Genomic DNA, 25,248 nt, shown 5'->3' with positions numbered 1-25,248 from the left:
AAATTAATGCTCTATTGAAAGACATAATTATGAACCTAAACAATCAAAAAAACTTATATTAATTCAAAGAGCTTCCCGGGAAGCGGTCTGATCACGCCTTTTAATTCCATATTTAGAAGCATGCCGGCCACTTTAAAAATAGGCAACTGGCATTCTATGGCAATCACGTCTAAAAAGACTTTGCCATGATCTTTAAGATACTTGTAAATGAGTTTTTCGTCGGCCGTTAACTCTACAAACAGTTGTTGTTGTATGTCAGGTTTTTCGGCTTTGTTCAAATTCCAATTGAGCATATAAGGCACGTCCAACGGCGTCGATAACACATGGGCTTGCTGCATTTTGATGAGGTTGTTGCAACCCGTGCTTTGACTATCGGTAACCCTACCGGGTACAGCAAAAACCTCTCGGTCATAAGAATTGGCAATATCGGCAGTCACTAAACTGCCTCCTTTTTCAGCAGATTCTATCACTATCGTGGCCTCGCTCATGCCTGCGATAATCCGGTTTCGTTTCAAAAAGTTATTTCGATCAAAAGTATCGGTAGACCAAAAGTCGGTTAGAAATCCGCCGTTTTTCTCAACATCTACCATATACTTTTTATGCACTTTGGGGTAGATTTGATTGAGCCCATGCGCCAGGCAGCCTATGGTTTGCAAATTGTGTTTAATGGCCGCTTTGTGCGCGGTAATGTCTGTGCCGTAAGCAAAACCAGAAACAATAATAGGATCAAAGGGAGCGAGTTCTTCAATCAATTTCTCACAGAAAGCAACGCCGTAGGTCGTTATTTTTCTTGTGCCCACAATACTGATGATATGCTTTTGTTTTAAATCAATGTTGCCCACTTGAAATAAAAGTAAAGGGCTATCAATGCAATGTTTAAGGCGTTCGGGATACTCGGGATCTGTAAAATAAAGCGGTTTGATGGCATTTTCTTTTATAAAAACCAACTCCTCTTCCGCATTTTTAATAGGTTTGGAGTCAAACAGGCCACTAATGAGGATGGCGCCAATACCGTCAATCTTCAAGAGATTGCCTTTTGTTTCTTTCAATACAGCCTCTGCAGATCCACAATGGTTGATCAACTTTTTGGCCGTAACATCTCCTATTTTAGGAATATGTTGCAAGGCCAAGGCATAGATTAATTCTTGATCGGTCATGTGATGTGCTGATTTTAAGACAACAAGAAACAAAATTTTACGCTGTTAATAAATACTTGATGCCGACTATTATTGGCATACAAAAATTTTTACCTTTGTTTTTATGCAATTAGAGACCTACATCGCAGACTTACTCTACAGATATGACTGTGTCATTCTACCAGAACTGGGCGCTTTTTTGACAAAAAGAGTTTCTGCCCAAATACATGAAACTACACATTCGTTTTACCCTCCAAAAAAACTAGTGTCTTTTAACGAGCAGTTGCAGCATAATGATGGGCTTCTAGCGAGTTACATTTCCGAGGTAGAGAAAATACCTTACGATGTTGCGGTTGAAAAAATTGCCAAGAAAGTAAAAACAATCAAGTCTTATTTGACCCAAGGCGAAACGATTGCTTTACACCATATTGGTGATTTAAAGTTGAACGTTGAGGGACATATCGGTTTTGAACCGTCTCATCACGTTAATTATTTGACCGATGCTTTTGGCTTATCTCAATTTACCACTAATGCTGTTTCAAGAGAGATCCATAAGAAAAATGTTGCCATCATTGAGGAAAGAGCCCCAATTGCGATCATTCCAGAACGACGTAAAAATAGACCGTATCTTAAATACGCTGCTCTTGCGCTTTTAGCCTTAACCGTTGGCGGATTGGGAGGGTCTCAACTATATCTCAACCATATTGATACGCAAAACCAGTTGGCCCAAGAAGCCGCTAATCAACAATTGGATGCGAAGGTGCAGCAAGCTACTTTCGTGATCGAAAATCCTTTGCCTGCAGCCACACTTCAAGTAGAAAAACAAGGCGGAAATTATCATATTGTAGCAGGCGCTTTTAGAGTAGAGGCTAACTCTGATAAAAAAGTGAAGCAACTAAGGGCTAAAGGGTTTAAGGCCCGCAAAATTGGCGTTAACCGCTATGGTCTTCATGAGGTGGTGTATTCCAGCTATTCAGACCGTATAGAGGCTTTAAATGCTTTAAGAGACATTAAAAAGTCGCATAACCGTGATGCTTGGTTGTTGGTAAAGACTTTAGATTAACAGTTGCTTCGGAAATTTTCTAACTTCTATTTTATTCTAACGAAATCTTAATTAGGGCTCACGGGTCTAAATAAGGCTTATCTTTGCATCCTTAAATTAAGCACCCCATTTACTAATGGGGTTTTAGAAACCGAAACAATTATACCTATGTCACCAAGAACTGCTTTTCAGTCAAAGACCATCATGACCGATTTGGTGTTGCCTAGTGAAACCAACCCTATCAATAATCTATTTGGCGGTGAGTTGTTGGCACGCATGGATCGTGCTGCAAGTATCGCCGCAAGACGTCACAGTAGGCGTATTGTAGTTACCGCATCTGTAAACCATGTGGCTTTTAACAGGTCTGTACCTTTAGGTAGCGTGGTCACTATTGAAGCTAAAGTATCACGTGCATTTACGAGCTCTATGGAAGTGTACATGGATGTTTGGATAGAAGACCGTGAATCTGGAGAATGTGTCAAAGCCAATGAAGCTATTTATACTTTTGTTGCGGTGGATGACACAGGACGCCCTGTGAAGGTGCCAGATCTTATTGCAGAAACCGATTTGGAAAAAGAACGCTACGAAGCCGCTCTACGCCGTAAACAATTAAGTTTGGTTTTAGCAGGTAAAATGAAGCCTTCTGACGCGACGGAACTTAAGGCACTGTTTGATTAAACAAAGGTTGATTTCAGGTTTGCTATCCTTTGATTCTGGAACTTACATTTTGTAAATCCAATACGCCGGATTTTGGGTTTGATCTTCTTTGTGAAGACTAAAAAACAAGATGGAGTCGCCATTGGTATCGGTAAAGACTTCACCAATATCTTGTTTGGTGGCTATTTTATCTCCTTTTTTGACATACACCTTCGCTAAGTTTTTATAAGCAGTAATGTAATTACCATGTTGGATCAATACGGTGGGGTTAGAGTATTTTTTGCCCATAACGGCTAAGACTTCCCCTTCAAAGACAGCACGTACTTGTGCGCCTTTTTCCGTAGCAATTCTCACACCAGAACTGCTTATGGTAATGCTTCTATCAATAGGCGATGGTTGGGTGCCGTAACGTACTTTAACGACGCCCTTTTCTACTGGCCACGGTAGGTTGCCCTTGTTGGAGACAAAGTTTGCAGCTAGCGCCTTAGCTTCGGCAGTAAGTGCAAAGCCTTGAGATAGGCTAGAATTACCAGCTTTTTTATTAGAGGCAGCAATCGCTTCTTTAATTAATTTGTTGATCTCACGATCTAACCGATCAATTTCCTGCTGCGTCTGCTTAATTTTAGAGGTATAACTGCTCAGGTTCTTTCTAATGGATGCCATGAGTTTTTCTTGCTCGTCCAACTCTTTTTCCAGCTCTTTTTGAGCGGTTCTGTTTTCAGCAATCAATTGGTCTTTATCTTTTTTCTGCCGTACCAGATCGGTATTGAGTTCTTGAAGTTTTGCCGACTTGACTTTAATGAGTTCGCCTTGTTCTTTTTGATAGTTAGTGTACTGCTTAATGTATTGTAAACGCTTATAAGCTTGCTTAAAATTATCTGAAGACAGTAAGAACATGACTTTGCTTTGTTCAGATTTACTCTTGTAAGACTTCACCAGCATTGCGGCGTAGGTTTCCTTAAGCTCTTTGAGCTGGTCTCTAAGGCTTGAAATTTCGTTTTGATTGGCGTTAATTTCTCGAGTCAATAAATTGGCTTGGTCATTAGTAACTTTGATGAGGTTTCGCCTTACGCTTACTTTATAGTTAAGGTCTTCAACTGAAGATACAATGGACTTTTCCTTTTTCTTATCTGAAAAGAGCAGCGTATTCAATTGTTGGAGTTCCTGCTCAAATTTTTGACGCTTAGCCTCCAAGGCTTTCTGCTTATCGCTTTGGGCGTTTACAGTGATACTGCCTAATACAAAGCATAAAAAAAAGAGACGGTATAAAAGCTTACTTGGCATCATCAAGGGTGATTTCTTCAAATCCAGAAGGGATATTAAACGGGAAGCGCAGGTCTTCATTAATAGAAAGCGATTTGTATTCTAGTGCAATATTAAGCTCTTCATTTTCTTCTACAGCAATAATCTTTAAAGTTTGTGGTAAAACCTCATTTTCTATGGCCTGATAATTGGTATAGTCCATCTCTAAAAATCGCTTTTTGAGCGGTTGTGCCAGTTGTTGGGAATCCATTTTAAAATGCGAAGGGTTGAACAATAAAAACAGCTCCAATAGTGGATCTTCGGTTTTAGGTGTTAAAATATAGGAGGTCTCGTTGTTTGAAATCGTGTATTCGGCGTCTTTGAGATTAAATAGAGGCTCTCCTATCAATAGACTTTGTACTTGTTTAAAATTGAGCTCAATTCCCAATAGATCACTTAGGAGACTGTAATCGCCATCAAAATATTGATTGTTGATTTTATCATAAAACTGAACTCGGTCTGGAGTAATCATGGCTCTCGCCAGCCCCAAAGTTGCACTAATCCAAATGGTTTTATTGCGTTCCATTCTTAAAGTCACACTGTAACCTTGTTCTTTGCCGTCTTGTGTAATGTCAATTTTAACCTTTGCCTGAAGCGTTTTGAACTTTGCTTCTTGTCTAGCGCTCTCTTTAATGAGTTGCTTTGCCGTGAGCCTTTCATCAATAGTGCCATCACCATTAATGCGTCGCGATGTACCGCAAGAAACCAATACAACAGCTAGAACAAATAGGTAAGTTGCTTTTAATAATTTCATATACTTATTGTCCGTTTGATAATGCCTGTGCCTTTTTAGCAAACGCTTCAGACTTTTTAATATTATTAGATTGTTGGTAGGCATCACTCAACTGATTGTAAAAGTCGCTGAGCATTTTAACGTCATCCACTACATAATCTACGCCAATCTCTAAACTTGAAATGGCTTTTTTAGGTTGCATGAGTTTATTATGTGCAACGCCATTTGCCAAATATAAAAGGGGCTGTGCAGGAAATAAGTCGATAGCCTCCTTACTAAGTTGAACAGCCTTTTCATTTTGATTAAGATCAATCTCAAGTAGAATGACATCTTTAATGATGTTAAAGTTCTTAGGTTCTTGCTTAAGCGCCTCCTCATAATAGGTTAGTGCCTTTTCCTTATCTCCAGACTGTAAATGATACTGACCCAGTTCTAACAGGGTTTTTACACTTTTATCTTCACTGATAAGAGCAGTGATTTCAATTAAATCTGATTCGTATTGCGGATTTGCAGCTACAAATTTCACAAAATCGTTGAGCACTTTAGTTTTTGCTTCAGGTTTTATAACTGGGCTTACCAACACAACTTTCATAGAGTTGATGGCATTTTCAACATCATTATCCTGTAAATAGAACTTGTAAAGTGCCAAGTGTACCAATTGCGAATTTGGGTTGAGTTTTTGTAAGCGCTTGGCGGCATCAAAAGCTTTTTTGGTTTCTCCAGTTTCGCTATATCTAAAAATAAGCCTTAGGTAAGTGGCTTCATCTTCTGGATTGCTTTTAACACGTTCTTCTAAATTTTCTATGCGCTCTTCATTATTTCCTGTAAGCGTATAAATTTGATTCCGAAGATAATCCCGGTCTACATCATAGCCCATTTTGCTATCCATTTCATCAAGCAACTCTAAGGCATCGTCGTATTTCTCGAGGCGGATGTAGAGTGATGCTAAATCTTGTTTGTAATCTGGATGGTATTTGACCAGTTGTTTTACAGTTCGAAGTGCTTTATTCATGTCTTCTTGCTGTATGTAAACACCATAAAGTTCATCTAGAAACCATTCGTTTTCTGGGTCTTTAGACACGGCTTCTTTAAAGGCATCTTCTGCAGCACCAAAATTTTTGAGCTGCATATAATTTTTGCCCAGTTCGTAATATAGAACCGGTTTATCATCGTTGATGTCAATACACTTTAGTAGGGCATCAACCGATTTTTGATAATTTTCAATCCCTTTTTGTTTGAGGGCTTCAAAGAAATATTCTTGAAATTGGTCTTCAACATTACCTAGGTCATCATCAGGGCGTTTGTTAAAGTCCACTTGGGCAGAGGAGTGCTGAGGTAACAGAAGTGTTCCTATTAAAAATAGCCCAATGTAAAATTTAGTCTTCATAACCCTTCCTGTCTCAATGCCTTCCTGTCTTTGAGGCCATCACAGTGTTCTAGACAATTCATTCTATTCTAATACCGAATAGTCGCCAAGACTTACCGCTTTAAACTCGCCATCGTATCTCACGTGATTGCCAATCATAGCTTGATCTAAATTAGCGTTTTTTATAATGCTATGCGTTTGTATCAAACTATTTTTTACTTCGGAATTTTCTATCACGCAACCATCTCCTACGGAAACGTTAGGTCCTAGGGTTGTATTGTGCAACACTACATTTTCACCAATAAAACAGGGTTCTATAACGGTGGAATTGTTGTTTTGTAAAGACGCCGAAATCAATTGCTCTTCGCCATCGGCTTTTAAAAACCCAAGTATCTTGGCGTTGGTCTCTAAAGTGACGTTTTTGTTGCCACAATCCATCCATTCATCTACTGTTCCTGTTTTGAAAACACGACCATCTGCCATCATTCGCTTAATGCCATCGTTAATTTGGTACTCGCCGCCGTTCATGATGTTTTCATCTAAAACCTCTTGTAGCTTATCTTTTAAAACAGAAATGTCTTTAAAGTAGTAAATACCAATCACCGCTTGATTACTTACAAAATGGGTAGGTTTTTCAACCAACTCGGTAATGTGGTTTTTCTCGTTAAGTTTTACCACACCATAAGCCTCAGGATTTTTTACTTCTTTGGTCCAGATGACGCTATCGGCCTCTGCATCAAGATTAAAGGTAGCTCTTATTAATGTGTCTGCATACGCTACTACTGCTGGTCCAGTTAATGATGGTTCTGCGCACATGATGGCGTGCCCGGTACCAAGGGGTTGGTCTTGACGATAAATAGATGCTTTTGCGCCAAGTGATTTGGCTAAATGCTCTAAACTTTTAACAACGTCATCACCAAACCATGCTGGATCTCCTAAAACAAAAGCAATTTCCTCAATGGGTTGTTTTAAAACCTTAGCGATATCTTTTACCAGACGATGTACAATGGGTTGGCCAGCCACGGGAATTAACGGTTTTGGAACGGTTAAACTGTGAGGTCTTAATCTAGAGCCTCTACCGGCCATGGGTACTATTATTTTCATATTCCTTTTCCGTTTAAACGAAAATTTGATTTTAATTAAACTTTATCTTTTTGTGATAGAACAACAACATATCGGTTTTGAAACCGCTTAGTAAGGAGTATTCTATAAATTTTTTAAGTGGTTCCTGTGCTTCCAAAACCGCCTTCACCACGATCGGTATCAGACAGTGTTTCAACCTCAGACCACTCTGCACGCTCATGCTTAGCAATTACTAACTGTGCGATACGTTCTCCGTTTTGAATGGTAAAGTTCTCGTTAGAAAGATTAACAAGAATCACACCTATTTCACCTCTATAGTCTGCATCAATCGTGCCTGGAGCATTAAGTACGGTAATCCCTTTTTTAGCAGCCAAACCACTTCTCGGTCTTACTTGCGCCTCAAAGCCAATAGGGAGTTCTATAAATAATCCTGTGCCAACAATACTGCGTTCTAAAGGCTTTAAAATTCTAGATTCTGAAAGGTTAGCACGAAGGTCCATCCCCGCAGAAGCTATGGTTTCGTAGTTGGGGAGCTCGTGATTGGACTTATTGATGATTTTTATGTTCATTTAAATAACTAAAATGGTTAGACCGGTTATTTTTTCAATAGCAGTTGAATTTGCCTTTTTTCTGTAAAGGCAGCGATACCCAAAAATACAATTAACATCGAGATTCCAATAAAAATTTGTCCTCTAAAATAGTAGAACGACAGTACAGACAGTGTTATGGATATAAAGAGATACATCGAAATTTTCTTGAGATTATAGGGGATTGGGTAGTATTTTCTTCCGAAGAAAAAAGACAATAACATCATCACAGCATAGGCAATAAGTGTGGCAATTGCTGAAGCTTTATACCCGTAAGACCCAATAAACAAAATATTGATGGTAAGTGTAATGATGGCGCCTAAAACAGAAATATAAGCTCCAAATTTTGTGCGATCTGTTATTTTGTACCATACCGAAAGATTGTGATAAATCCCCAAACAGAAATTAGCAATCAAAATAATAGGAACAATCCACATGGCCTCCCAATAGGCTTCGCTTCTAATGATAAAGGGCTTAATAACATCTGCAAAAACAACGACTGCCAGTAGAATGACCGATCCAATCGCTACGAAAAACTCTAAAATACGGGCGTAGTTTTTTTGAGGATTCTCACTCTTAGAGTGGCTAAAGAAAAAGGGTTCAATACCAAGACGATATGCCGTAGCAAATAGCGTCATAAATAAAGCCAGCTTATAACAGGCAGAATACATGCCTATTTGTGTTTCTGCGACATCTGGTGGAAGTAATTTGTCAAGCAAAATACGGTCAAAGGTCTCATTGATGGAAAATGCGATGCCTGCAATTAAAACGGGCCAAGCATACCGCATCATGCGTTTCCAAAGCGCTGTATCAAACCTAAAGTTGATTTTGGTGTAAAAGGAAGCCATGAGCACTAAGGTCAAGGCGCTAGCAACAAGATTTGCTGTAAAAATATAACTGACCTCAAAATTAGGCCTGTAAATAGATTCAAAAACAGAGCTGGTTGCTGCTAAATCTTTAAGCGCTAATAAAAAGAATAGATTGAGCCCTAAGTTGATTGCCACGTTCAATATTTTTATAATGGCATATTTGATTGGTTTTTGAGTAGCCCTTAACCAGGCAAATGGCACGATGACCAAGGCGTCTAATAGTAAAATCCAAATGACGAGATTAATATATTTTACATCAATCTCGATAACATGAGATATCTGTTCTTGAAAAAGAAGCGCCAATATAAAAAACGCGAACGATGAGACGAGTAAGGAAATGGCCGATGTTGAAGTCACACGATCCCTGTCTTCTTCCTTATTGAAAAACCGAAAAAACGCAGTCTCCATACCATAGGCTAAGAGGACGTTAAATAAGACGAAGTATGAGAAAATGATATTGACCCTACCATACTCTGCAGGTGAAGATAAAACACCATCAGAGGTATAAAGCGGCACTAAAAAAAAGCCAAGCATTCTCGGTAGAACTGTTGCTAGACCATAGAAAAAGGTTTGCTTAAAAAGAGATTTGAGTGCACTCAATAGGTTCTATTTGAAGTGCTAAATTTACGGTTTTAAGCGAGACCAGCAAAGTTTGATTATTGCCGATTTGGAGGTGCACTTGGATAATTCAAAGATGGTTTTTGATGGATCCCTGATATCTTGTAATATCGTTGTTTTCCATGTTGTGAATAACTCACCACGCATTCGTCTTCTTTTAGGTCAAACGGGATGCCTTTTGATTTTACCGGGAGTTTGTTTTTAGCTTCTTCTTGCATATCACTACTAAGGATGAGGTCTTTTGCTTTATTAAAATCGGTAGAGAACCTGCCAATGAATACCGATGGATCCTGAGGCTTTGTCTCAAGTTTAGCGACGTTATCTCTAAAATAAATGCTATCCAGTTCAATAGTCCCTTTGGTTATAGGGATGAATACATTGAGTCCAGAGCCACCACCTTCAACTCCAGCCGTCCACTTTTGGAAATACACCTCCCCAAATTGAGCGGGTGCTTCTTTTTGTAATTTCTGCGCAGAAGAACAATTGATCATAGTGGTTGACAGAGCCAAGATGATTAGTTTAAGTATAAGAGGAAGTTGCTTCATGTTAACTTTGATATTGGTTTCTAAAGGTACAATTTCAAAAGTAATGCCATAAACAGGTAAGTTTAAAATCAATGAACAAATTGAATCGATTAGAGCCAATTGAAATAAGTGCTTTTTGAGATCATTGCATAAAAAACCTGATTTATAGATCAGGTTTTTTATAAGTTATGGTTAGTATTCGTTCTTAATAGAGATCGTTGTGAGTTTAATCATCACTATCCAATGTAGCTAATCCTCTTGAAGATGGATCGTCATAAATTGATGGCGGACCATTTTCATAGTAGGTTCCAGCACGTTCGTTTAATACTGCTATTTTTAAATATTTTGTTTGTCCATTTTCTAAGTAGCTGATGACGCACTCAGAATCTTTAAGATCAAAAGGATAATCTTTTGGCTTTTCTGGAGTTTTAAACGTGTAATGTGGAGATGGATTCTTTAAGGTAGCAACGTACTTGTCTTTTACCTTGTTGAGTTTGCCTTTTAGGTTTCTAAAGTACACATCTTGCATAACAATATCCTGGTTTTTATTAACGTTGGGTAAGAAAATGTTAAAACCAGTTCCACCAACTTTGATACCTGCGTACCATTCTTGGAAATAAACAGCGTCAAATTTAACGGATGATTGCGCTTGAAGGCTTAAACTGCCTTGAGCATGAGACATATTAAATGCACTCGAAAAAACAATGGTAAATACCGTGGCGCAAAACGCCTGTTTTAGTAGTTTCATAATAAAGTAGGTTAAAAATTTGGTACTCAAATATAACGAATAATATGAAACAGAAAAGTAATTTATAAAAAAATCGATTGATTTGTATATAAAAACTTACAATATTGTTGTTCGTTAACGAAAAAAAGCTAACGATGGTCGTTAGTTTCTGTTTTTATCGGGATTCGATAAAAACTGAGATGAATGTTTAGATCTAAGATTTCAAACTTTAAATACCGCTTTATTCAATTGCTTAATGCATACTGAATTTCTAGTAATTGACATTGCTAACGCTGCGTCTAATTGCATAGAATCACATCGTTTTTAAACAAAAAAAAGCTAACGATCATCGTTAGCTTTTTGTTTTTATCCGATTATAAAATCCTAGTGAATATTCAAATCTCTAATACTACTCCGTCTAATTACTTAAAGCATACGCTTTTTTAGTATTTGACTTCGCTAACGCTTCGTCTAATTACTTAAAGCATCTGCTTTTATAGTATTTGACTTCGTTAATACTCCGTCTAATTACTTAAAGCATCTGCTCCACCAACAATTTCTAAAATTTCATTGGTAATAGCAGCTTGACGAGCTTTGTTATAAGTCAATTTAAGTTGATCTCTCAGTTCTGTTGCATTATCTGTTGCCTTGTGCATTGCTGTCATTCGTGCACCATGTTCTGAAGCAAAACTATCTCTAATGGCTTTATACAACTGCGTCTTTAAGGACTTCGGAATTAACTCTTCAACAATTTCTAATTTAGAAGGCTCGAAAATGTAATCCGCAGTGGTATTAGTATCTCCTTCAATAGGAACAATAGGTAAGAATTGCTCTGTCATGACCTCTTGAGTCGCAGCATTTTTAAATTTATTGTAAACGATTTCGATTTTATCAAATTCGCCAGAGACGAATTTTTCCATTAGCATTTCAGCAATTTCAGAGACATGATCAAAAGTTAGATTGTCAAAAACCTCACTTTTGTTAGCAATCACTTTATTGGTTTTCTTAAAAGCATCATTGGCTTTTTTGCCTATAGCAATATAAGATACCTCTTGATTGGCGTAAGTGCTTGCTGCACGTCTTGAAACCGATTTGATGATGTTAGAATTAAAAGCACCACAAAGCCCTCTATTAGAGGTGATGGCAACCATCAACACCTTTTTTACGGGACGTTGCTCTGCAAATTTACTTCCTGCATCTGCATCCAATGTCGCACTTAGTCCTTGTAACAATTCAGTTAGCTTGTCTGCATAAGGGCGCATGGCGGTAATAGCATCTTGGGCCTTTTTTAACTTTGCAGCAGATACCATTTTCATGGCACTGGTAATCTGCATCGTTGAAGACACCGATGATATTCTATTACGTATTTCTTTTAAGTTTGCCATAATTAAAGTTGTGAGTTATAAGTTTCAACTTATGAGGTTGCGTATATTCAACATATACTTTAAAGCTTCACTCGAAACCTTGAACTTTTAAGCTCTATATTTTCCAGAAACGTCTTTTGCAACAGTAATTAAGGTATCTGTTACCTCGTCTGTTAATTTACCAGCTTTAAGCGTGGAAAGCGTTTCAGGATGTTTTGCTCTAAGAAGTTCAAGATAATTTCTTTCAAACTCTTTGACCTTCTCAACAGGAACATCTCTTAATAAGTTTTTAGATCCCGCATAAATAATAGCGACTTGATCTTCAACCTTAAATGGATCGTTTTGTGCTTGTTTTAGTATTTCTACGTTACGTCTACCTTTTTCAATTACATTTAAGGTAACTGCATCTAAATCTGATCCAAACTTAGCAAATGCCTCTAATTCTCGGAATTGCGCTTGGTCTAATTTTAATGTACCAGATACTTTTTTCATGGATTTAATCTGTGCGTTACCACCAACACGAGATACAGAAATACCTACGTTAATTGCTGGACGAACCCCAGAGTTAAATAAATCACCATCTAAGAAAATCTGACCATCTGTAATAGAAATCACGTTAGTTGGGATATAAGCAGAAACGTCACCAGCTTGTGTTTCAATAATTGGAAGCGCTGTTAAAGAGCCACCTCCTTTTACCATTGGCTTTAACACGTCAGGTAAATCGTTCATTTCTTTAGCAATAGCATCGTTGTTGATGATTTTTGCAGAACGCTCTAATAATCTAGAGTGTAGGTAGAAAACGTCACCTGGGTAAGCTTCACGACCTGGTGGACGACGTAATAGTAAAGATACCTCACGATAAGCTACAGCTTGTTTTGATAAATCATCAAATACAATAAGCGCTGGTCTACCAGTATCTCTAAAGTATTCTCCAATAGAAGCCCCTGTAAAAGGTGCATACACTTGCATAGCTGCAGGATCAGATGCATTAGCTGCTACGATGGTAGTGTAAGCTAAAGCGCCTTTTTCTTCTAATGTTTTAGCAATGTTTGCTACTGTTGAGGCTTTTTGACCTACAGCAACATATATACAATATACAGGATTACCTGCATCGTAAAATTCTTTTTGATTTAAAATGGCATCAATACAAACTGTAGTTTTTCCAGTTTGACGGTCACCAATAACCAACTCACGTTGACCTCTACCCACAGGAATCATTGCATCAATAGCTTTGATACCAGTTTGTAATGGCTCGGTTACAGGCTCACGGTAGATAACACCTGGTGCTTTACGCTCCAATGGCATTTCGTAAGTTTCTCCAGCAATAGCACCTTTACCGTCAATAGGGTTTCCTAAAGTATCAACGACACGTCCTACGATACCTTCACCAACGTTTACTGATGCGATACGTTCTGTACGTTTCACAGTAGAGCCTTCTCTAACGCCTACTGAAGTCCCTAAAAGTACAATACCAACATTGTCTTCTTCTAAGTTAAGTACAATACCTTCTAAACCGCCATCAAACTCAACTAACTCTCCATACTGAGCGTTAGATAAGCCGTAAGCACGTACAATACCATCACCAACGGTTAAGACGGTTCCAACTTCATCTAAAGTTGCGCCTGCTTCAAAACCTGATAGTTGTTGTTTTAAGATTGCTGATATTTCAGCTGGTTTTACTTCTGCCATGTTAATAATATATTTTTACCCGCAAGCTATGCTGCTGAGGGCAAGTTTAATTTAGTGTAAATTCTCTTTTTAATTTGTCTAATTTGTTAGCGATACTTGCGTCATATTGGGTATCACCAACTCTTAATATGAAACCACCAAGAATGCTTTCGTCTACAATACTGATAATTTCTGCGTCTTTTCCTGTTAACTCTTTCACTTTCGACAAAACTTTAGATTCAAGTGTCTTGTCTAAAGGCACAGCAGTAGTTACAGTTGCTACTTGAATGCCTCTTAACTCATCATACAATCTTGTGTAGTGTTTAGACACGTCACTCAAGATAGCGATTCTATTGTTGGCAATTAAGGTATCTATAAGATTTTTAGTAAGATCATGACTTGATTTGAAAACCTCTAGAATCACAGATTTTTTGACCGAAGATTGTACCACAGGACTCTCAAGTACTTGCTTTAAGTCTCTACTTTCTAAAATGGTTTTTGCCATCAAAACCATATCCTCGTTAACGGCTTCAGAAGCTTTTTTCTCTTCTGAAAGACTTAACAATGCTTTTGCGTAACGAATGGCTGCTCTTTCTCCTGACATAGAAATACCCACTTTCGTGAGGAACTTTAGTTATTAATTTAGCGTAGCTTCACCTAGCATTCTATCAACCAATTCCAATTGCTTGTCTTTGTTTGATAACTCTTGCTTCACAACTTTCTCTGCTATTTGTATAGAAAGTGCTGCAACGTGGCTTTTAAGTTCTGCCATAGCAGATTTCTTTTCGCTCTCTATTGCGGCTTGTGCCTGGGCAATCATTTTATTAGCTTGAGTCTGCGCTTCTTCTTTAGCGTCATCAATCATCTTCGTCTTCATCTCACGCGCTTCTTTGAGCATGTTTTCACGCTCTATTCTTGCTTCTTGCAACAACTTTTGGTTATCTGCTTGAAGGTTTTCCATTTCCTTTCTAGCATTTGCTGCTGCATCTAGAGCGCCTTGTATGCCTTCTTCTCTTTCAGATAAAGAATTCATAATAGGTTTCCATGCAAATTTTGCCATTAGGAAAATAAGCAACAAAAGCAAAACGGTCTGTACTAAAAACAGCCCTATCGAAAAGTCATTAAATAAATCTCCCATTGTCTCGGTTTTTTGACTAGTTTTTTAATTTTAAAATATGCTCTGCAACCAACCGTTGCAGAGCCATATTTTGTTTTAATTTCTGTTTGGATTAACCTTTTCCTAAGATTAAAGCTCCAAATGCAAGACCTTCTAAAAGTGCTGCAACGATAATCATCGCTGTTTGTATTTTACCGGTTGCTTCTGGTTGACGAGCAATACCTTCCATTGCTTTTCCTCCAATTTGACCAAGTCCAATACCTGCTCCAATTACGATTAATCCTGCTCCAATTAAATTGTACATAGTAAATAGATTTATTAAAAATTAAAAAAACTCAAATTAAATAAAATCACTTCTCACGTCCTCTGCATCTGCAACATCATGTCCAGTTCCATCATGTGCGTGATCATGATCGTGTTCTGCAACAGCCATACCTATAAAGAGTGCTGATAGCATTGTAAAGATATAAGCCTGTAGGAACGCCACTAAAATTTCAATTAGTAATATCAATACAGATAGTACAATAGATAGAAAGCTAGATCCTACAATACCCAAAGATTGTCTCATGATAAACATGATGGCAATCAAACTCATTACTACAATGTGACCCGCCGTAATATTTGCGAACAAACGTACTAATAATGAAAAGGGCTTGATTAAAAATGCTCCTGCCAATTCGATTACCGCTAAAACAGGACGAATCAATACAGGCACGCCTGGCATCCATAAGATGTGTTTCCAGTAGTCTGCATTTCCGCTAGCTGTGTAAATAATTAAAGTGAAGATAGCCAAGGCAGCAGTTACCGCTAATTGCCCTGTAACATTAAAACCAAAAGGCATTAGGCCTAAAAGGTTCAATAACCAGATAAAAAAGAAAACCGTTAAAAGGTAGCCTGTAAATTTTCTATAATGCTTATCACCAATATTTGGTCTTGCAATCTCGTCACGTACGTAGATGACTAAGGGCTCTAAAACACGTCCAAAACCCGTTGGAATTTTTTTAGTTTTATATTGTTTCGCTAAACCACGAAACCAAATAAAGAGCAGAATTCCTATTAATAGAATTCCAACAACACTTTTTGTAATTGAAAAATCTAAAACTTTATGGGCGTTAGTAGCGTGGTGATCTTCATCAAAACTTACTGTTGAGGCCCCTTGCTCTAGTTCATATATTTTGCTGTGTATTTTAGCAAAGCTCAAACCGTTTTTATCAACAATGACGTTACCATTATCATTATGATGAAATTCAGAAGACATAAAAGTTGTTAAACCATTACTCGTCCAAATAATCACGGGTAGCGGAAAACCAAAATGCTTACGCTCTCCTTCATCATTTGTATAAGAAAACAAATTAAAATCGTGAGCGTCCTTGATGTGATGTTGAATGTAATCTTCAACCTCGCTTTTAGAACTTACGGGACCTTCCTTATATTCAGTATATTCCACCCCTTCTTCATGCTCTTGAGCAATTAAAATAGGAGCACAACATAAGAGAAGCGCTAAAATCGAAAATTTAAATCCTTGTTGCAGTATTGCCATTAGTTATAAAGTCTAAAAATACTCTTTCTAAATTCCGTGCAAAAGTACGTAAATAATTAAAAAAACAAATGCTTTTTTTGTCAATAAATTTCCGCGGTCTTTTTCTTTAAAATCTTGCTAATCAAATAGACTTCCAAACTTAAAGAGATGAGTAACGGTAAGCCTAAAATTAAGCGTTCCAAGTTATTAACACTTTCTATTCCAAAAACAGTGTTTCTAAAAATGATATAAAAAAGAATTCCTTTTATTATGACTGTTGGCAAATACAGGTAGCCTAATTGAGGTTCAAGTTCAGGCTTGAGTGATATCAATTGAAGGGTGACGCATATGGTAAATGATATGATCACAAAAAATAGGTTTATATGCCATATTGAAAACCTTACGGTCGAAGTATCTTGACCCATACTTATATACTGCAGCGCGTAGGTTAGGATAAGGGCCAAACTAAAATATAAGAAGTATGTTATAACGGTTTTAATCACCCTCTTTAGAAACTTTGATCACTTGGGCTATAACCATATACATTGCAGCAAATACAGCAATCAAGGTCACCGTGGTTTCCCAATAATCGGCATTATATTTAGAATCTAGCCATTTGCCAAACAGGTTACCTAGCCAAATAGTGGCTCCCATCTGTATGGCCACGGAAGTAAATCGAATATACTTATTAGGCGCTTTGTCCTTTTTAGGCATTTGATTTGGTCGTGCTGGATGGTCCTGTTTTTTGGCCATTGTTTAATTCTTTTAGAGCACCTTTCATAGCACAGGTTGCGTTGAAAGTAGCACCAGGCTCTACAGCCAATTTACCAACTTCTGTCTCGCCCTCAACATGAGCAGAGGCTCTTAGTGACAGCGTGTCTGATAGAAAGATCTTACCTGAGAACTTTCCTTCGATATCCGCATTACTGCTTTTTAAAGTTCCGTTGACGGCTCCAGTTTTACCAATAACCACTTTGCCTGGTGTTTTGATGTTGCCTTCCACGGTACCTTCAATCCTGAAATCACCATCACTAACGATATCGCCAGTTATGGTTGTGCCTTGTGCAATGGTGTTTTGTTGTGAGCTGGAATCGCTTATTGTTTTTCCTGATTTTTTTTCTGAAAACATAGGGTGTCGGTTTATTGAGCCGCTAAGTACTCGTTAAGACTTTTGTGTCGTTGTATGATTTCGTAGTTTGGGGACGAAATAGAATAGAAATTACGATTAATTTTAACTTTTCTTTCTTCAAGAATTTCTGCAAATCCTGTAGCGCCTTGTACGCTTTTAAGACCGTGCACCACTACAAAGATAGTATCTTCATCATACACATCAATAGAAGTACTAAGATCAAAATAGGTTATTTTAGAAATGGCCTCATCCAGTTTTGTTTTAAAGTCAGCAATTTTTTCGTTTTCAGCAGCCTTAAATGGGTAGAGTACATTGAAGTGTTTTGCCTCATCATCACTAATAAAGGTTTTATTTGCAAATAATGGAAATGAGGTTTCAATAATTTGTTCTGCGATTTTTCCTTCTTCGGAATTTGGATAGGTAAGGGCCACATAATTCACTCCGGTCTTGTAGGCCTCAAATCCATACAGCCTTCCGTTGGCAGATGCCTTTAATATTTCAAACTTAGGCGCCATAGGGTCGCCTTCAAATTGTTTGATGTATGTTTCTGCCTTAGCGATCACCTCGGCATATTCTTGATCTAAAAACTGTTGATACAGGTTTGCATATAAGCTTTCAGGGCTGTTTTCGTCATTATTGAGATTGGATTCTGGATTAAGCAAAATTTCAGCATATCTTGATTCTGAATGATTGTTAATGATATCCATTTTCATGTTCTCGGCATTTTGATCTTCACCAAGTTCTATATACAATTTATAAAGATTGTACTTAGAAGGTAGAATCAACCGATCTTCAGGATTGTTTTTTAGAAGTGATTCTAATCGATTTTTAGCAAGCTCGTATTCTTTGAATTTATCTTTATAAATGCTTCCTAATTGGTAATAAGCAAAATTACGATCTTTGGCCAAGCTGTCTAAAACCGTTTGTTCTAACGGAATTTGGGAGATATAAAAATTAGGATCAAAACGCTCGTCTACTACCGCATCGGCCAAACTATCACCATCTTTAATAGCATTAAAGGTGTTGCTCTTTGAGCTAGATAATCTCCAATTATCCTTTAACTCACGATCGCCCCAAATTTTCACAAATTCATTTTTACCATAAGATACGGTCGTTTGGTTGTAAAAATAAAAGTCTTGCTTACCAGGTATCGCCCCAGCTGGAGCCCTTGAAGGTGCTTGACCTACTTTATTGGCGTTTGCCACGGTTTGTATTCCGGCGTTGCGACGTTTTTCTGCTTCTGCTTTTAAGGCTTCTGCTTCGGCAATGGCCTTAAGTTTTGTGGTGTACTCTGTAAAATAGGCGAGTTGGTCTGCTTCTGATAACCCTGCTAAATGAAGAATGCTGTCGTTTGCTTTGGCAATATCCTCATAATAGATCACATCATCCAAATTTTCACGTTTCCGCTTAATGATGCGATAGGGCTTAGAGTTGAGTTTCATGTTGGTCATGGTACTGTCGTAATAAGCACCTGCAACTTTGTATATGGCCTGGTCAAAATTCATGTTGCCAAGAGTAAGATAATCTCTGGACTTAAGTTCTTTGTCGCCTCTAGTGGCACGTAAAGACTTATTGTAATAAGCTACAGCCATAGAGTCTCGTTGATTTGATCTATGAAACTCTGCAATGCGATAATAGATCTTATCTAAAAACGGACGATTTTCTCGATCCTCTTCTAAATCTGTTAAATATTCTAGAAAGGCCAGCTTGTCTCCGTTGATAGAGTCAAAATTGGTGGCTTTGGCCAAATGCGCATTAATGTAATAGGATCTTGGGATTTTACGGTGCATGTTTATCACCTTATCAAAAGCGATATTGGCACTGTCAATTTTGCCAAAATCATTATAGAGTTGCCCAATGATATAATTGTAACGGGCTTTTTCTTTGTTTTTACTCGTGTACTCTGCAGCTACGGCCAATTGGGTAATGGCGCTATCTTTAGCTTTTGTGTTAATATAAGCTTGTGCTAAAATAGCCGTAGCATCTGCAAGGTCTTGGTCTTCTAGTTGTTCTTGTTCTAAAAGGCGTTTTAGATTTTTTATCGCTAAATCATCATTATCAAGTCTCACATTTGTTTTCTCTCTCCAGACCTTAGCGGTATTGATTTTATCACTTGCTGGATATTTGTAGAGGATGTAGTTGAAAGCCTCTAGTGCAGGAATAAAACGCTGATCAAAGTAACGTGCTTTACCTAAAAGTAAATAGGCTTCATCAATTTGTGGATTGTGCTCTTTGCCTTTAATGTTCATCCCGTGTTTTTGAACGGCCTTAATCGCTTTTTCCTCAGCACGTTCAAAATCTTGATTTTTAGATTGACCAGGTAGAAAGATATCTTCTGAAACCTGCATACGTTCTATAGGCAGAAGTTCCCAATAGTTATCTGTGGCAGCATTATCTACGGTAGCTCTACCATTTTCTAAAGCAATCTCGCCATTGTAGAGAATGTTATATTTTGTGCCTAAAGCATGGAAGTTCCTATTGACAAAGGTGTCCTTTTTTCGTGAGCAACTGGTCACCAAAAGCAAGGCGACAAACATAAAAATAACGACTTTTAACGTTGTTTTCAAAAGGTTAAGTTTTTTGTAATAGGTATAACTAGATTGTGTTATAAATATTATGTAATGCTGTAAAAATAAGCATCTTTTTGAATTTTGAATGGGTTTTTACGTATTTCTGTTGGTATCCAATTGGGTTTGGGTAATTGTAGTGATAGTTTTAGACAGCATATTAAAAATGACTCAGCCTTCCTTTTTTAGAAATAAAAAGATATAGAGTATAGACTTGACTTCGTTGATGTAATTGATCTCTTTAGAATTGCCAATGCAAAATAAGATGCAATCTCAAAAAGCGGCACAAACAATATAGAGCTTATTATACTAAAGTACTTCCAGAGAAATGGGCTTCAAGTTCTTTTAAAGTAGCTTCATTAGTTGCTAAGTCCTTAACAATCTCTCCTTTTTCTAAGACAACGATTCTTTCGCATACATCGGTTACATGCATGAGGTCATGGCTAGATACCAAAACGGTGACGCCTTGGGTCTCAGCCAAATCTTTAATGATGCCTTTGAGTCTAATTTGGGTGGTTGGATCTAAATTAGCGAAGGGCTCATCTAATATAATGACTTCTGGTTTTCCTATGAGAGCGGCAACAATACCCGCTTTTTTCTGGTTCCCTTTACTTAAATCTCTCAAGTATTTTTTTTGATTTAAGATTTCGCCATGGAAAAAATCAGAAAACTGAGCGACCAGCATGTCCACATCGGCTTTGTTTTGACCACGAAGCTCTCCTATGAAATAAAAATATTCTTCTGGGGTAAGATATCCAATCAAGAAACTCTCGTCTATAAAAGCAGAGGTAAAAGGTTTCCAGTCTTCACTTTTGTCAACTTCAACGCCGTTATTTTTTATGTGACCGCTGGTTGGTTGAATCAAATCCAATAACAGACTGAAATAGGTTGTTTTCCCGGCGCCGTTGTTGCCTACAAGCCCGAAGCTTTGACCTTTGGGGATATCGAGATGGTCTATTTTCAAAACAGTTTTTGAACCGTAGGATTTTGAAAGATTTTCAGTTTGTATCATGAGAGGTTAGATTAATTGTCTTGTGCAAACGCACCGATCATTTTGTATTTAGAATTTTGATATTTCTTCACAATGTAGGTCATTAGCTTAGGGTGTAATACAATGCCAATAATCCCTAAAAGGCTTAGAACCGAGCAAGCAATTTCAAAAGAAAGAAGCGCATAAGTAATACCAAAAATAGCCAATGGTAATAGCATGAGAGGGATACCAATAAGCCATTGTACAGCTCCTGTACCTTGATAGTTGAAAGCGGCGCGTTGGCTTAAGTCAATTTTTTTACGATTATAAGAGCCACCAATTAAAATGACATGCGTGTTTACGCCAATATTGTAAAGCGCTGCGGCAAAATGTGCCAATAAAATTTTCCAGCCAAAATAGACATAAGGGATGCTGAGTACAAATAATAAGATGACACTCATGGTCATGAGTATGAACTTAGATTTTAAATATTGTTCATACTTAATGTTTTGGCTCATGAGCATTTTGTAATAGCCACTGTCCCATGCCGGTACAAATTGTCCGAAATTGATTAAAAATATCCCGGTAACAAAAATGCCGATAAAGGCAAAAAACCAAGGCATGTCTTGATAAGACTGCTGCGGATAGAAAAACAAACCGTAAAGCAGGCCAAGCACCAGCATCCAAACGGAAGATTTGGTGCGTTTGTTTCGCCAAATCAATTTAAGATCCAGTTGTAAAAAAGGCGCAATGTTTCCAAAACGTTTGGTCCACTCCATAGAAGAGGCATTAACTTCTGTGGCTTTTGTTTTGAGACCGCTGTCAAGATAAAGTTTAGCCTTTAATAGTTTATGGTTGAAGAGGTAGAGCCCTACAAGAATAGCTAACAGCACTACAATGAAGATAGGGCTAGCGTATATCGCTTGAAAGGAGCTTGATATTACTTCTGAAAAGGAAATGATATTGAAAAAATTTAAAGCAAATAAACCTCCGGTTATAAGTAGTAACGGCAGAAATGACAGCTCTGTTTCCGAAGAAAAACTCTCAATAATAAAATTGAGAAAGTTGATGATAAGCGTTAAAATAACAATTGCAAAAAACCAAGTGATCACAGATCCTGGAGGATAGCCGTTGGCTAATAACATGATGTTAAATGGCAAAAATGCAAATAGCGGTAAAAAGTTAAAAAATGAGAATGCCGATTTACGAAGTACATAATGTACCACATTACTGCGTCTCACCGGGAGTGTCAACAATGGTTTGACACTCATAACGGGTAATTTCTGAAAAAAGAAACGCAAAACAATATCCATTAAGACATAGTAAAACAGATAGTTGTTTACTACAACAAAGGGATCTTGCTCTGGAAAAACCTCTTTAAGTCCGGGATAAAGGGCAATGCCCATAATCAAGAACATGAGCATAAAGTACAAGGCCACAAACACCAAAAGGATGTTTATGGCGATGCTTTTTTGCCAGTATGCAGATCTTACATACTGTTTCCATTCTAAATTAAGAAACTGTTTTAAGGTCATGATTCTTGGTTGGTTGAATAGGATATCTTAGTTGGTATATTTTTGAGCAATCTGCTGAACTTGCATCCCCCAGGTTTGACCTACCATCATTGCAGATTGGGTAAGCGTCGTTTGTTTTGAAGCTAACTTTTTACCAAGATCAGTTTTATAGAATTTTACCAACTCAGCAATATCTTCTTTTGTAAACTCCTTCATGTAAAGATCGGCGATTTTTCCATAAAGATCATCAAGCGTAGCGTTGGCCTCCTTTTTATACGCTTCTTTTTTCTCTGCAGGTACAGCCATGCCAATTTGAGAAATCGCGCTGTCGAAAGCATCAGAAGTTCCGGTTAGTTTTATAAACTCAATTGTTTGTTGTTTAAACTCAGAATTTTCTTGAGCTTGAATTGAAGAGATTATAAATAAAAATACAGCAGCAAATAATAATTTTTTCATGTGTTTTGTTTTTTAAATAGTTGTGGTTTTAATGTATGAGTAGTCTTAAATTAAATTTTGTTACAAATTAACGGCCTCAAATTCTGGATAAGTCTCTTTTAAAAGACTTTCGGCTTTATTTGGAAGTAAATAAAAACTTATAAAGCTGAAAAGAATAAATGCAGATGTTACAAGGGATATGATCAATATGGAATAAAATGAATTTAGAAGTTCGTCTGAAAAATTATAAAGTGATGGTACTTGTGAAATCAGTGCAAATCCAATTCCGCCTGCTTGCTTAAAAATGATATCTTCAAGCAGCCACTTTTTGCTCGAGACGGCCTTTCTTTGCCTATAACTTCTAGAGAGTTTGACCATACTATAAAATGAACACACAACGATAATGGCATAAATAGCTACAAGCCAGTAATTACCAAACGGAATGGAAAACAAAGTATACAACGCACAAATTAAAGCAAGAGTAGCCAATATTTTAGGGATCCCAAACCAAGTTTTTAGTTCTTGCCATAAATACTTGTAGTAACGTTTGTTCATGGCTTTTTGACGCTGTTCTACAACCTCCATAAAACCAAATATCCCGAACTTTTTAAAAGATTGATCTCTAGCCTCCTCAAAGCTCAGTTGTGGATTTTGTTCCCAAATGGCTTCAATATCGTTGGCGAGATGGTCAACGAGTTCGGTTTGTAAATCGTAAAACTCAACGTAATGTTGTTCCGTAAAACTGTAGAGCCGTTCTATATGTGTTTCGGTAATGTGCTTCATTATTATAAACTCCATTTAGGGTTAACGAGTGTTTGCATCATGGTGATGTAATCTTGTAACTCTTGTAATTTATTTACGGTTTCCTTGGTGCCTTTTTCAGTAAGTTTATAATACTTGCGTAAGCGGTTATCAACTTTAGCAACTTCGACCTCTAGCAAACCATCAGCCTCCAATTTATGTAAGGCAGGGTATAATGCACCTTCTGTAATGTTAAGTTGGCCCTTGGTAATTGCTTTAACTTTTTGTGTGATCTCGTAACCATACATTTTATCATTTTCTTTCAAAAGTCTTAAGATAATGGTAACCAAGCTGCCCTTATATAATTTGGAATTTGCCATAATCAAATATACATAAATTTCTTAGGCATCTATTTTAGAGGTCCATTATTTTTCTCTTGAAATTGAAAAGAAAACCGTTTTGGCTTGCGTATTTTTGCAAAAAATAAATGACATGGCTCAATTTCATCAACTTGTTATAAAAGATATTCATCGAGAAACCGCTAAGGCAGTTGCCATTAGTTTTGAGGTGCCAGAATCCTTATCCTCCCAGTTTCAATTTAAAGCAGGACAGTACATCACGCTTAAATGTATGGTTAACGGAAAAGAGGTAAGACGGGATTATTCCTTATTTGCATCTCCAAAGAGCGGCCTGTTAAAAGTTGCCGTTAAAGAGGTGGCCAATGGGACTTTTTCGGCGTATGCTAACACCACTTTAAAAGTAGGAGATACTTTGGAAGTTGCTCCTCCAAATGGAAGATTTTTATTTGACCCTATGGATACGTCTGTTAAAAACATTGCGCTTTTTGCTGCGGGAAGTGGTATCACACCTATATTAAGTATCGTTAAATGTGCTTTAGAGGAGACGGAGCATCAAGTGGTTTTGATTTATGGGAATAAGTCCAAAGCAGAGACCATGTTTTTGGAAGAGCTAGTGTTACTTCATCAAAAATATCAAGACAGATTTCACCTTCAATTGGTATTTAGCCAAGCCGATGAAGTAGATGCGATCTTTGGGAGAATTGAAAAGAGCAACGTGAACTATGTCTTTAAAAACAAGCACAAAGGGCTAGATATTGATGCTTATTATTTGTGCGGACCAGAAGCCATGATACATCATGTCAAAGAGGTTTTGGTTGAAAACGGAGCGCACGAGAACACGATTCACTTTGAATTATTTCAAGCGGCTCAACCTGCACAAGAGGCGTCTGCTAGCATAGGAGAGGGACAAACAAAGACAACGGTTATTTTAGATGATGAAACCTTCACTTTTGAAATGTCTCAAGAAGATTCCATATTACAAGCAGCGTTAGATGAAGATATTGATGCGCCCTATTCTTGCCAAGGCGGAATTTGTAGTAGTTGTTTGGCAAGAATTACCGAAGGCGAAGCTACAATGCGACAAAACAATATTTTAACAGATAGTGAGGTTGCTGAAGGATTGATCTTAACTTGCCAAGCGCATCCAACTACAGCGAGCATAACGATAGACTATGATGACATATAATTGAAGCATCATTGCATAAAACGGCTTTTTATCTT

At 37.5% G+C, this 25,248-nt stretch carries 27 protein-coding genes; 3 read left to right on the top strand and 24 right to left on the bottom strand.

Annotated features, from left to right (window positions below; translation table 11 throughout):
- Positions 1–53 precede the first annotated feature (53 nt).
- Positions 54–1,157, bottom strand: a complete 1,104-nt coding sequence (gene dprA, locus P176_RS0108600; RefSeq protein ID WP_026754329.1) for a DNA-processing protein DprA — start codon at positions 1,155–1,157, stop codon at positions 54–56.
- Positions 1,158–1,260: 103 nt separating this feature from the next.
- On the opposite strand from dprA, the gene P176_RS0108595 reads away from it, so the two are divergent.
- Both P176_RS0108595 and P176_RS0108590 read left to right on the top strand, forming a co-directional pair.
- Positions 1,261–2,199: an SPOR domain-containing protein gene (locus P176_RS0108595; RefSeq protein ID WP_026754328.1), complete on the top strand. Its 939-nt coding sequence runs from the start codon at positions 1,261–1,263 to the stop codon at positions 2,197–2,199.
- Between the two features lie 147 nt (positions 2,200–2,346).
- Entirely contained in the window at positions 2,347–2,856 is a 510-nt protein-coding gene (locus tag P176_RS0108590) for an acyl-CoA thioesterase (protein WP_026754327.1), read from the top strand.
- A 42-nt stretch (positions 2,857–2,898) separates the two neighbouring features.
- Here the strand turns inward: P176_RS0108590 and P176_RS0108585 are convergent, their stop codons facing one another.
- The 23 genes from P176_RS0108585 to P176_RS0108475 form a co-directional block, all read right to left on the bottom strand.
- Positions 2,899–4,122, bottom strand: coding sequence for a murein hydrolase activator EnvC (locus tag P176_RS0108585; protein WP_231481221.1), 1,224 nt, complete (start codon positions 4,120–4,122; stop codon positions 2,899–2,901).
- Positions 4,109–4,891 carry a DUF4292 domain-containing protein gene (locus P176_RS0108580; protein WP_026754325.1) on the bottom strand — a complete coding sequence of 261 codons (783 nt, stop codon included), beginning with the start codon at positions 4,889–4,891 and terminating at the stop codon, positions 4,109–4,111. Before P176_RS0108580 ends, P176_RS0108585 begins: the two co-directional genes overlap by 14 nt.
- 4 nt (positions 4,892–4,895) lie before the next feature.
- Positions 4,896–6,257, bottom strand: a complete 1,362-nt coding sequence (locus P176_RS0108575) for a lipopolysaccharide assembly protein LapB (protein ID WP_026754324.1) — start codon at positions 6,255–6,257, stop codon at positions 4,896–4,898.
- A 63-nt stretch (positions 6,258–6,320) separates the two neighbouring features.
- Positions 6,321–7,340 (bottom strand): sugar phosphate nucleotidyltransferase, encoded by a 1,020-nt coding sequence (locus P176_RS0108570; protein ID WP_026754323.1) that lies wholly within the window; start codon positions 7,338–7,340, stop codon positions 6,321–6,323.
- Between the two features lie 113 nt (positions 7,341–7,453).
- Positions 7,454–7,888 (bottom strand): dUTP diphosphatase, encoded by a 435-nt coding sequence (gene dut / locus P176_RS0108565; RefSeq protein WP_026754322.1) that lies wholly within the window; start codon positions 7,886–7,888, stop codon positions 7,454–7,456.
- A 26-nt stretch (positions 7,889–7,914) separates the two neighbouring features.
- On the bottom strand, positions 7,915–9,375 hold the full coding sequence (locus P176_RS0108560) for an oligosaccharide flippase family protein (RefSeq protein ID WP_026754321.1): 1,461 nt from the start codon (positions 9,373–9,375) through the stop codon (positions 7,915–7,917).
- 56 nt (positions 9,376–9,431) lie between these two features.
- Positions 9,432–10,010 carry a hypothetical protein gene (locus P176_RS0108555; RefSeq protein ID WP_026754320.1) on the bottom strand — a complete coding sequence of 193 codons (579 nt, stop codon included), beginning with the start codon at positions 10,008–10,010 and terminating at the stop codon, positions 9,432–9,434.
- Between the two features lie 133 nt (positions 10,011–10,143).
- Positions 10,144–10,665, bottom strand: coding sequence for a hypothetical protein (locus P176_RS0108550; protein ID WP_026754319.1), 522 nt, complete (start codon positions 10,663–10,665; stop codon positions 10,144–10,146).
- A gap of 503 nt (positions 10,666–11,168) precedes the next feature.
- A complete protein-coding gene (gene atpG, locus P176_RS0108545) occupies positions 11,169–12,029 on the bottom strand; it encodes an ATP synthase F1 subunit gamma (protein ID WP_026754318.1) in 861 nt (286 codons plus the stop codon).
- Between the two features lie 87 nt (positions 12,030–12,116).
- Positions 12,117–13,697: a F0F1 ATP synthase subunit alpha gene (atpA, locus tag P176_RS0108540; RefSeq protein WP_026754317.1), complete on the bottom strand. Its 1,581-nt coding sequence runs from the start codon at positions 13,695–13,697 to the stop codon at positions 12,117–12,119.
- A gap of 46 nt (positions 13,698–13,743) precedes the next feature.
- Positions 13,744–14,280: an ATP synthase F1 subunit delta gene (atpH, locus tag P176_RS0108535; protein ID WP_026754316.1), complete on the bottom strand. Its 537-nt coding sequence runs from the start codon at positions 14,278–14,280 to the stop codon at positions 13,744–13,746.
- A 33-nt stretch (positions 14,281–14,313) separates the two neighbouring features.
- On the bottom strand, positions 14,314–14,814 hold the full coding sequence (locus tag P176_RS0108530; protein WP_026754315.1) for a F0F1 ATP synthase subunit B: 501 nt from the start codon (positions 14,812–14,814) through the stop codon (positions 14,314–14,316).
- A gap of 91 nt (positions 14,815–14,905) precedes the next feature.
- Entirely contained in the window at positions 14,906–15,097 is a 192-nt protein-coding gene (gene atpE / locus P176_RS0108525) for an ATP synthase F0 subunit C (protein ID WP_026754314.1), read from the bottom strand.
- A gap of 36 nt (positions 15,098–15,133) precedes the next feature.
- Positions 15,134–16,333, bottom strand: coding sequence for a F0F1 ATP synthase subunit A (gene atpB / locus P176_RS19165; RefSeq protein WP_081820694.1), 1,200 nt, complete (start codon positions 16,331–16,333; stop codon positions 15,134–15,136).
- A gap of 80 nt (positions 16,334–16,413) precedes the next feature.
- Positions 16,414–16,815 (bottom strand): DUF6168 family protein, encoded by a 402-nt coding sequence (locus tag P176_RS0108515; protein WP_231481219.1) that lies wholly within the window; start codon positions 16,813–16,815, stop codon positions 16,414–16,416.
- Complete coding sequence (locus P176_RS0108510) at positions 16,808–17,065, bottom strand: AtpZ/AtpI family protein (protein WP_231481217.1); 258 nt, start codon at positions 17,063–17,065, stop codon at positions 16,808–16,810. Before P176_RS0108510 ends, P176_RS0108515 begins: the two co-directional genes overlap by 8 nt.
- Complete coding sequence (locus P176_RS0108505) at positions 17,019–17,441, bottom strand: polymer-forming cytoskeletal protein (protein ID WP_026754311.1); 423 nt, start codon at positions 17,439–17,441, stop codon at positions 17,019–17,021. Before P176_RS0108505 ends, P176_RS0108510 begins: the two co-directional genes overlap by 47 nt.
- 11 nt (positions 17,442–17,452) lie before the next feature.
- Positions 17,453–20,008, bottom strand: a complete 2,556-nt coding sequence (locus P176_RS0108500) for a tetratricopeptide repeat protein (RefSeq protein WP_026754310.1) — start codon at positions 20,006–20,008, stop codon at positions 17,453–17,455.
- A gap of 304 nt (positions 20,009–20,312) precedes the next feature.
- Complete coding sequence (locus tag P176_RS0108495) at positions 20,313–21,020, bottom strand: ABC transporter ATP-binding protein (RefSeq protein WP_026754309.1); 708 nt, start codon at positions 21,018–21,020, stop codon at positions 20,313–20,315.
- A gap of 11 nt (positions 21,021–21,031) precedes the next feature.
- Positions 21,032–22,513: a DUF5687 family protein gene (locus P176_RS0108490; protein ID WP_037348841.1), complete on the bottom strand. Its 1,482-nt coding sequence runs from the start codon at positions 22,511–22,513 to the stop codon at positions 21,032–21,034.
- A 27-nt stretch (positions 22,514–22,540) separates the two neighbouring features.
- A complete protein-coding gene (locus tag P176_RS0108485; protein ID WP_026754307.1) occupies positions 22,541–22,948 on the bottom strand; it encodes a DUF2059 domain-containing protein in 408 nt (135 codons plus the stop codon).
- 60 nt (positions 22,949–23,008) lie between these two features.
- Positions 23,009–23,725, bottom strand: a complete 717-nt coding sequence (locus tag P176_RS0108480; protein WP_156032998.1) for a hypothetical protein — start codon at positions 23,723–23,725, stop codon at positions 23,009–23,011.
- Positions 23,713–24,048 (bottom strand): PadR family transcriptional regulator, encoded by a 336-nt coding sequence (locus tag P176_RS0108475; protein WP_026754305.1) that lies wholly within the window; start codon positions 24,046–24,048, stop codon positions 23,713–23,715. The genes P176_RS0108480 and P176_RS0108475 overlap by 13 nt, the downstream gene beginning before the upstream one ends.
- A gap of 112 nt (positions 24,049–24,160) precedes the next feature.
- Here P176_RS0108475 and P176_RS0108470 point away from each other — a divergent pair, with 112 nt between their 5' ends.
- Positions 24,161–25,213, top strand: a complete 1,053-nt coding sequence (locus tag P176_RS0108470; RefSeq protein WP_026754304.1) for a ferredoxin--NADP reductase — start codon at positions 24,161–24,163, stop codon at positions 25,211–25,213.
- The last annotated feature ends 35 nt before the right edge of the window (positions 25,214–25,248 follow it).

It is taken from the genome of Sediminibacter sp. Hel_I_10 (genome assembly GCF_000688335.1).
GTDB lineage: Bacteria > Bacteroidota > Bacteroidia > Flavobacteriales > Flavobacteriaceae > Psychroserpens.
Note: the sequence above shows the minus strand (reverse complement) of the source record. Positions and strands in the feature narration are given on the sequence as shown.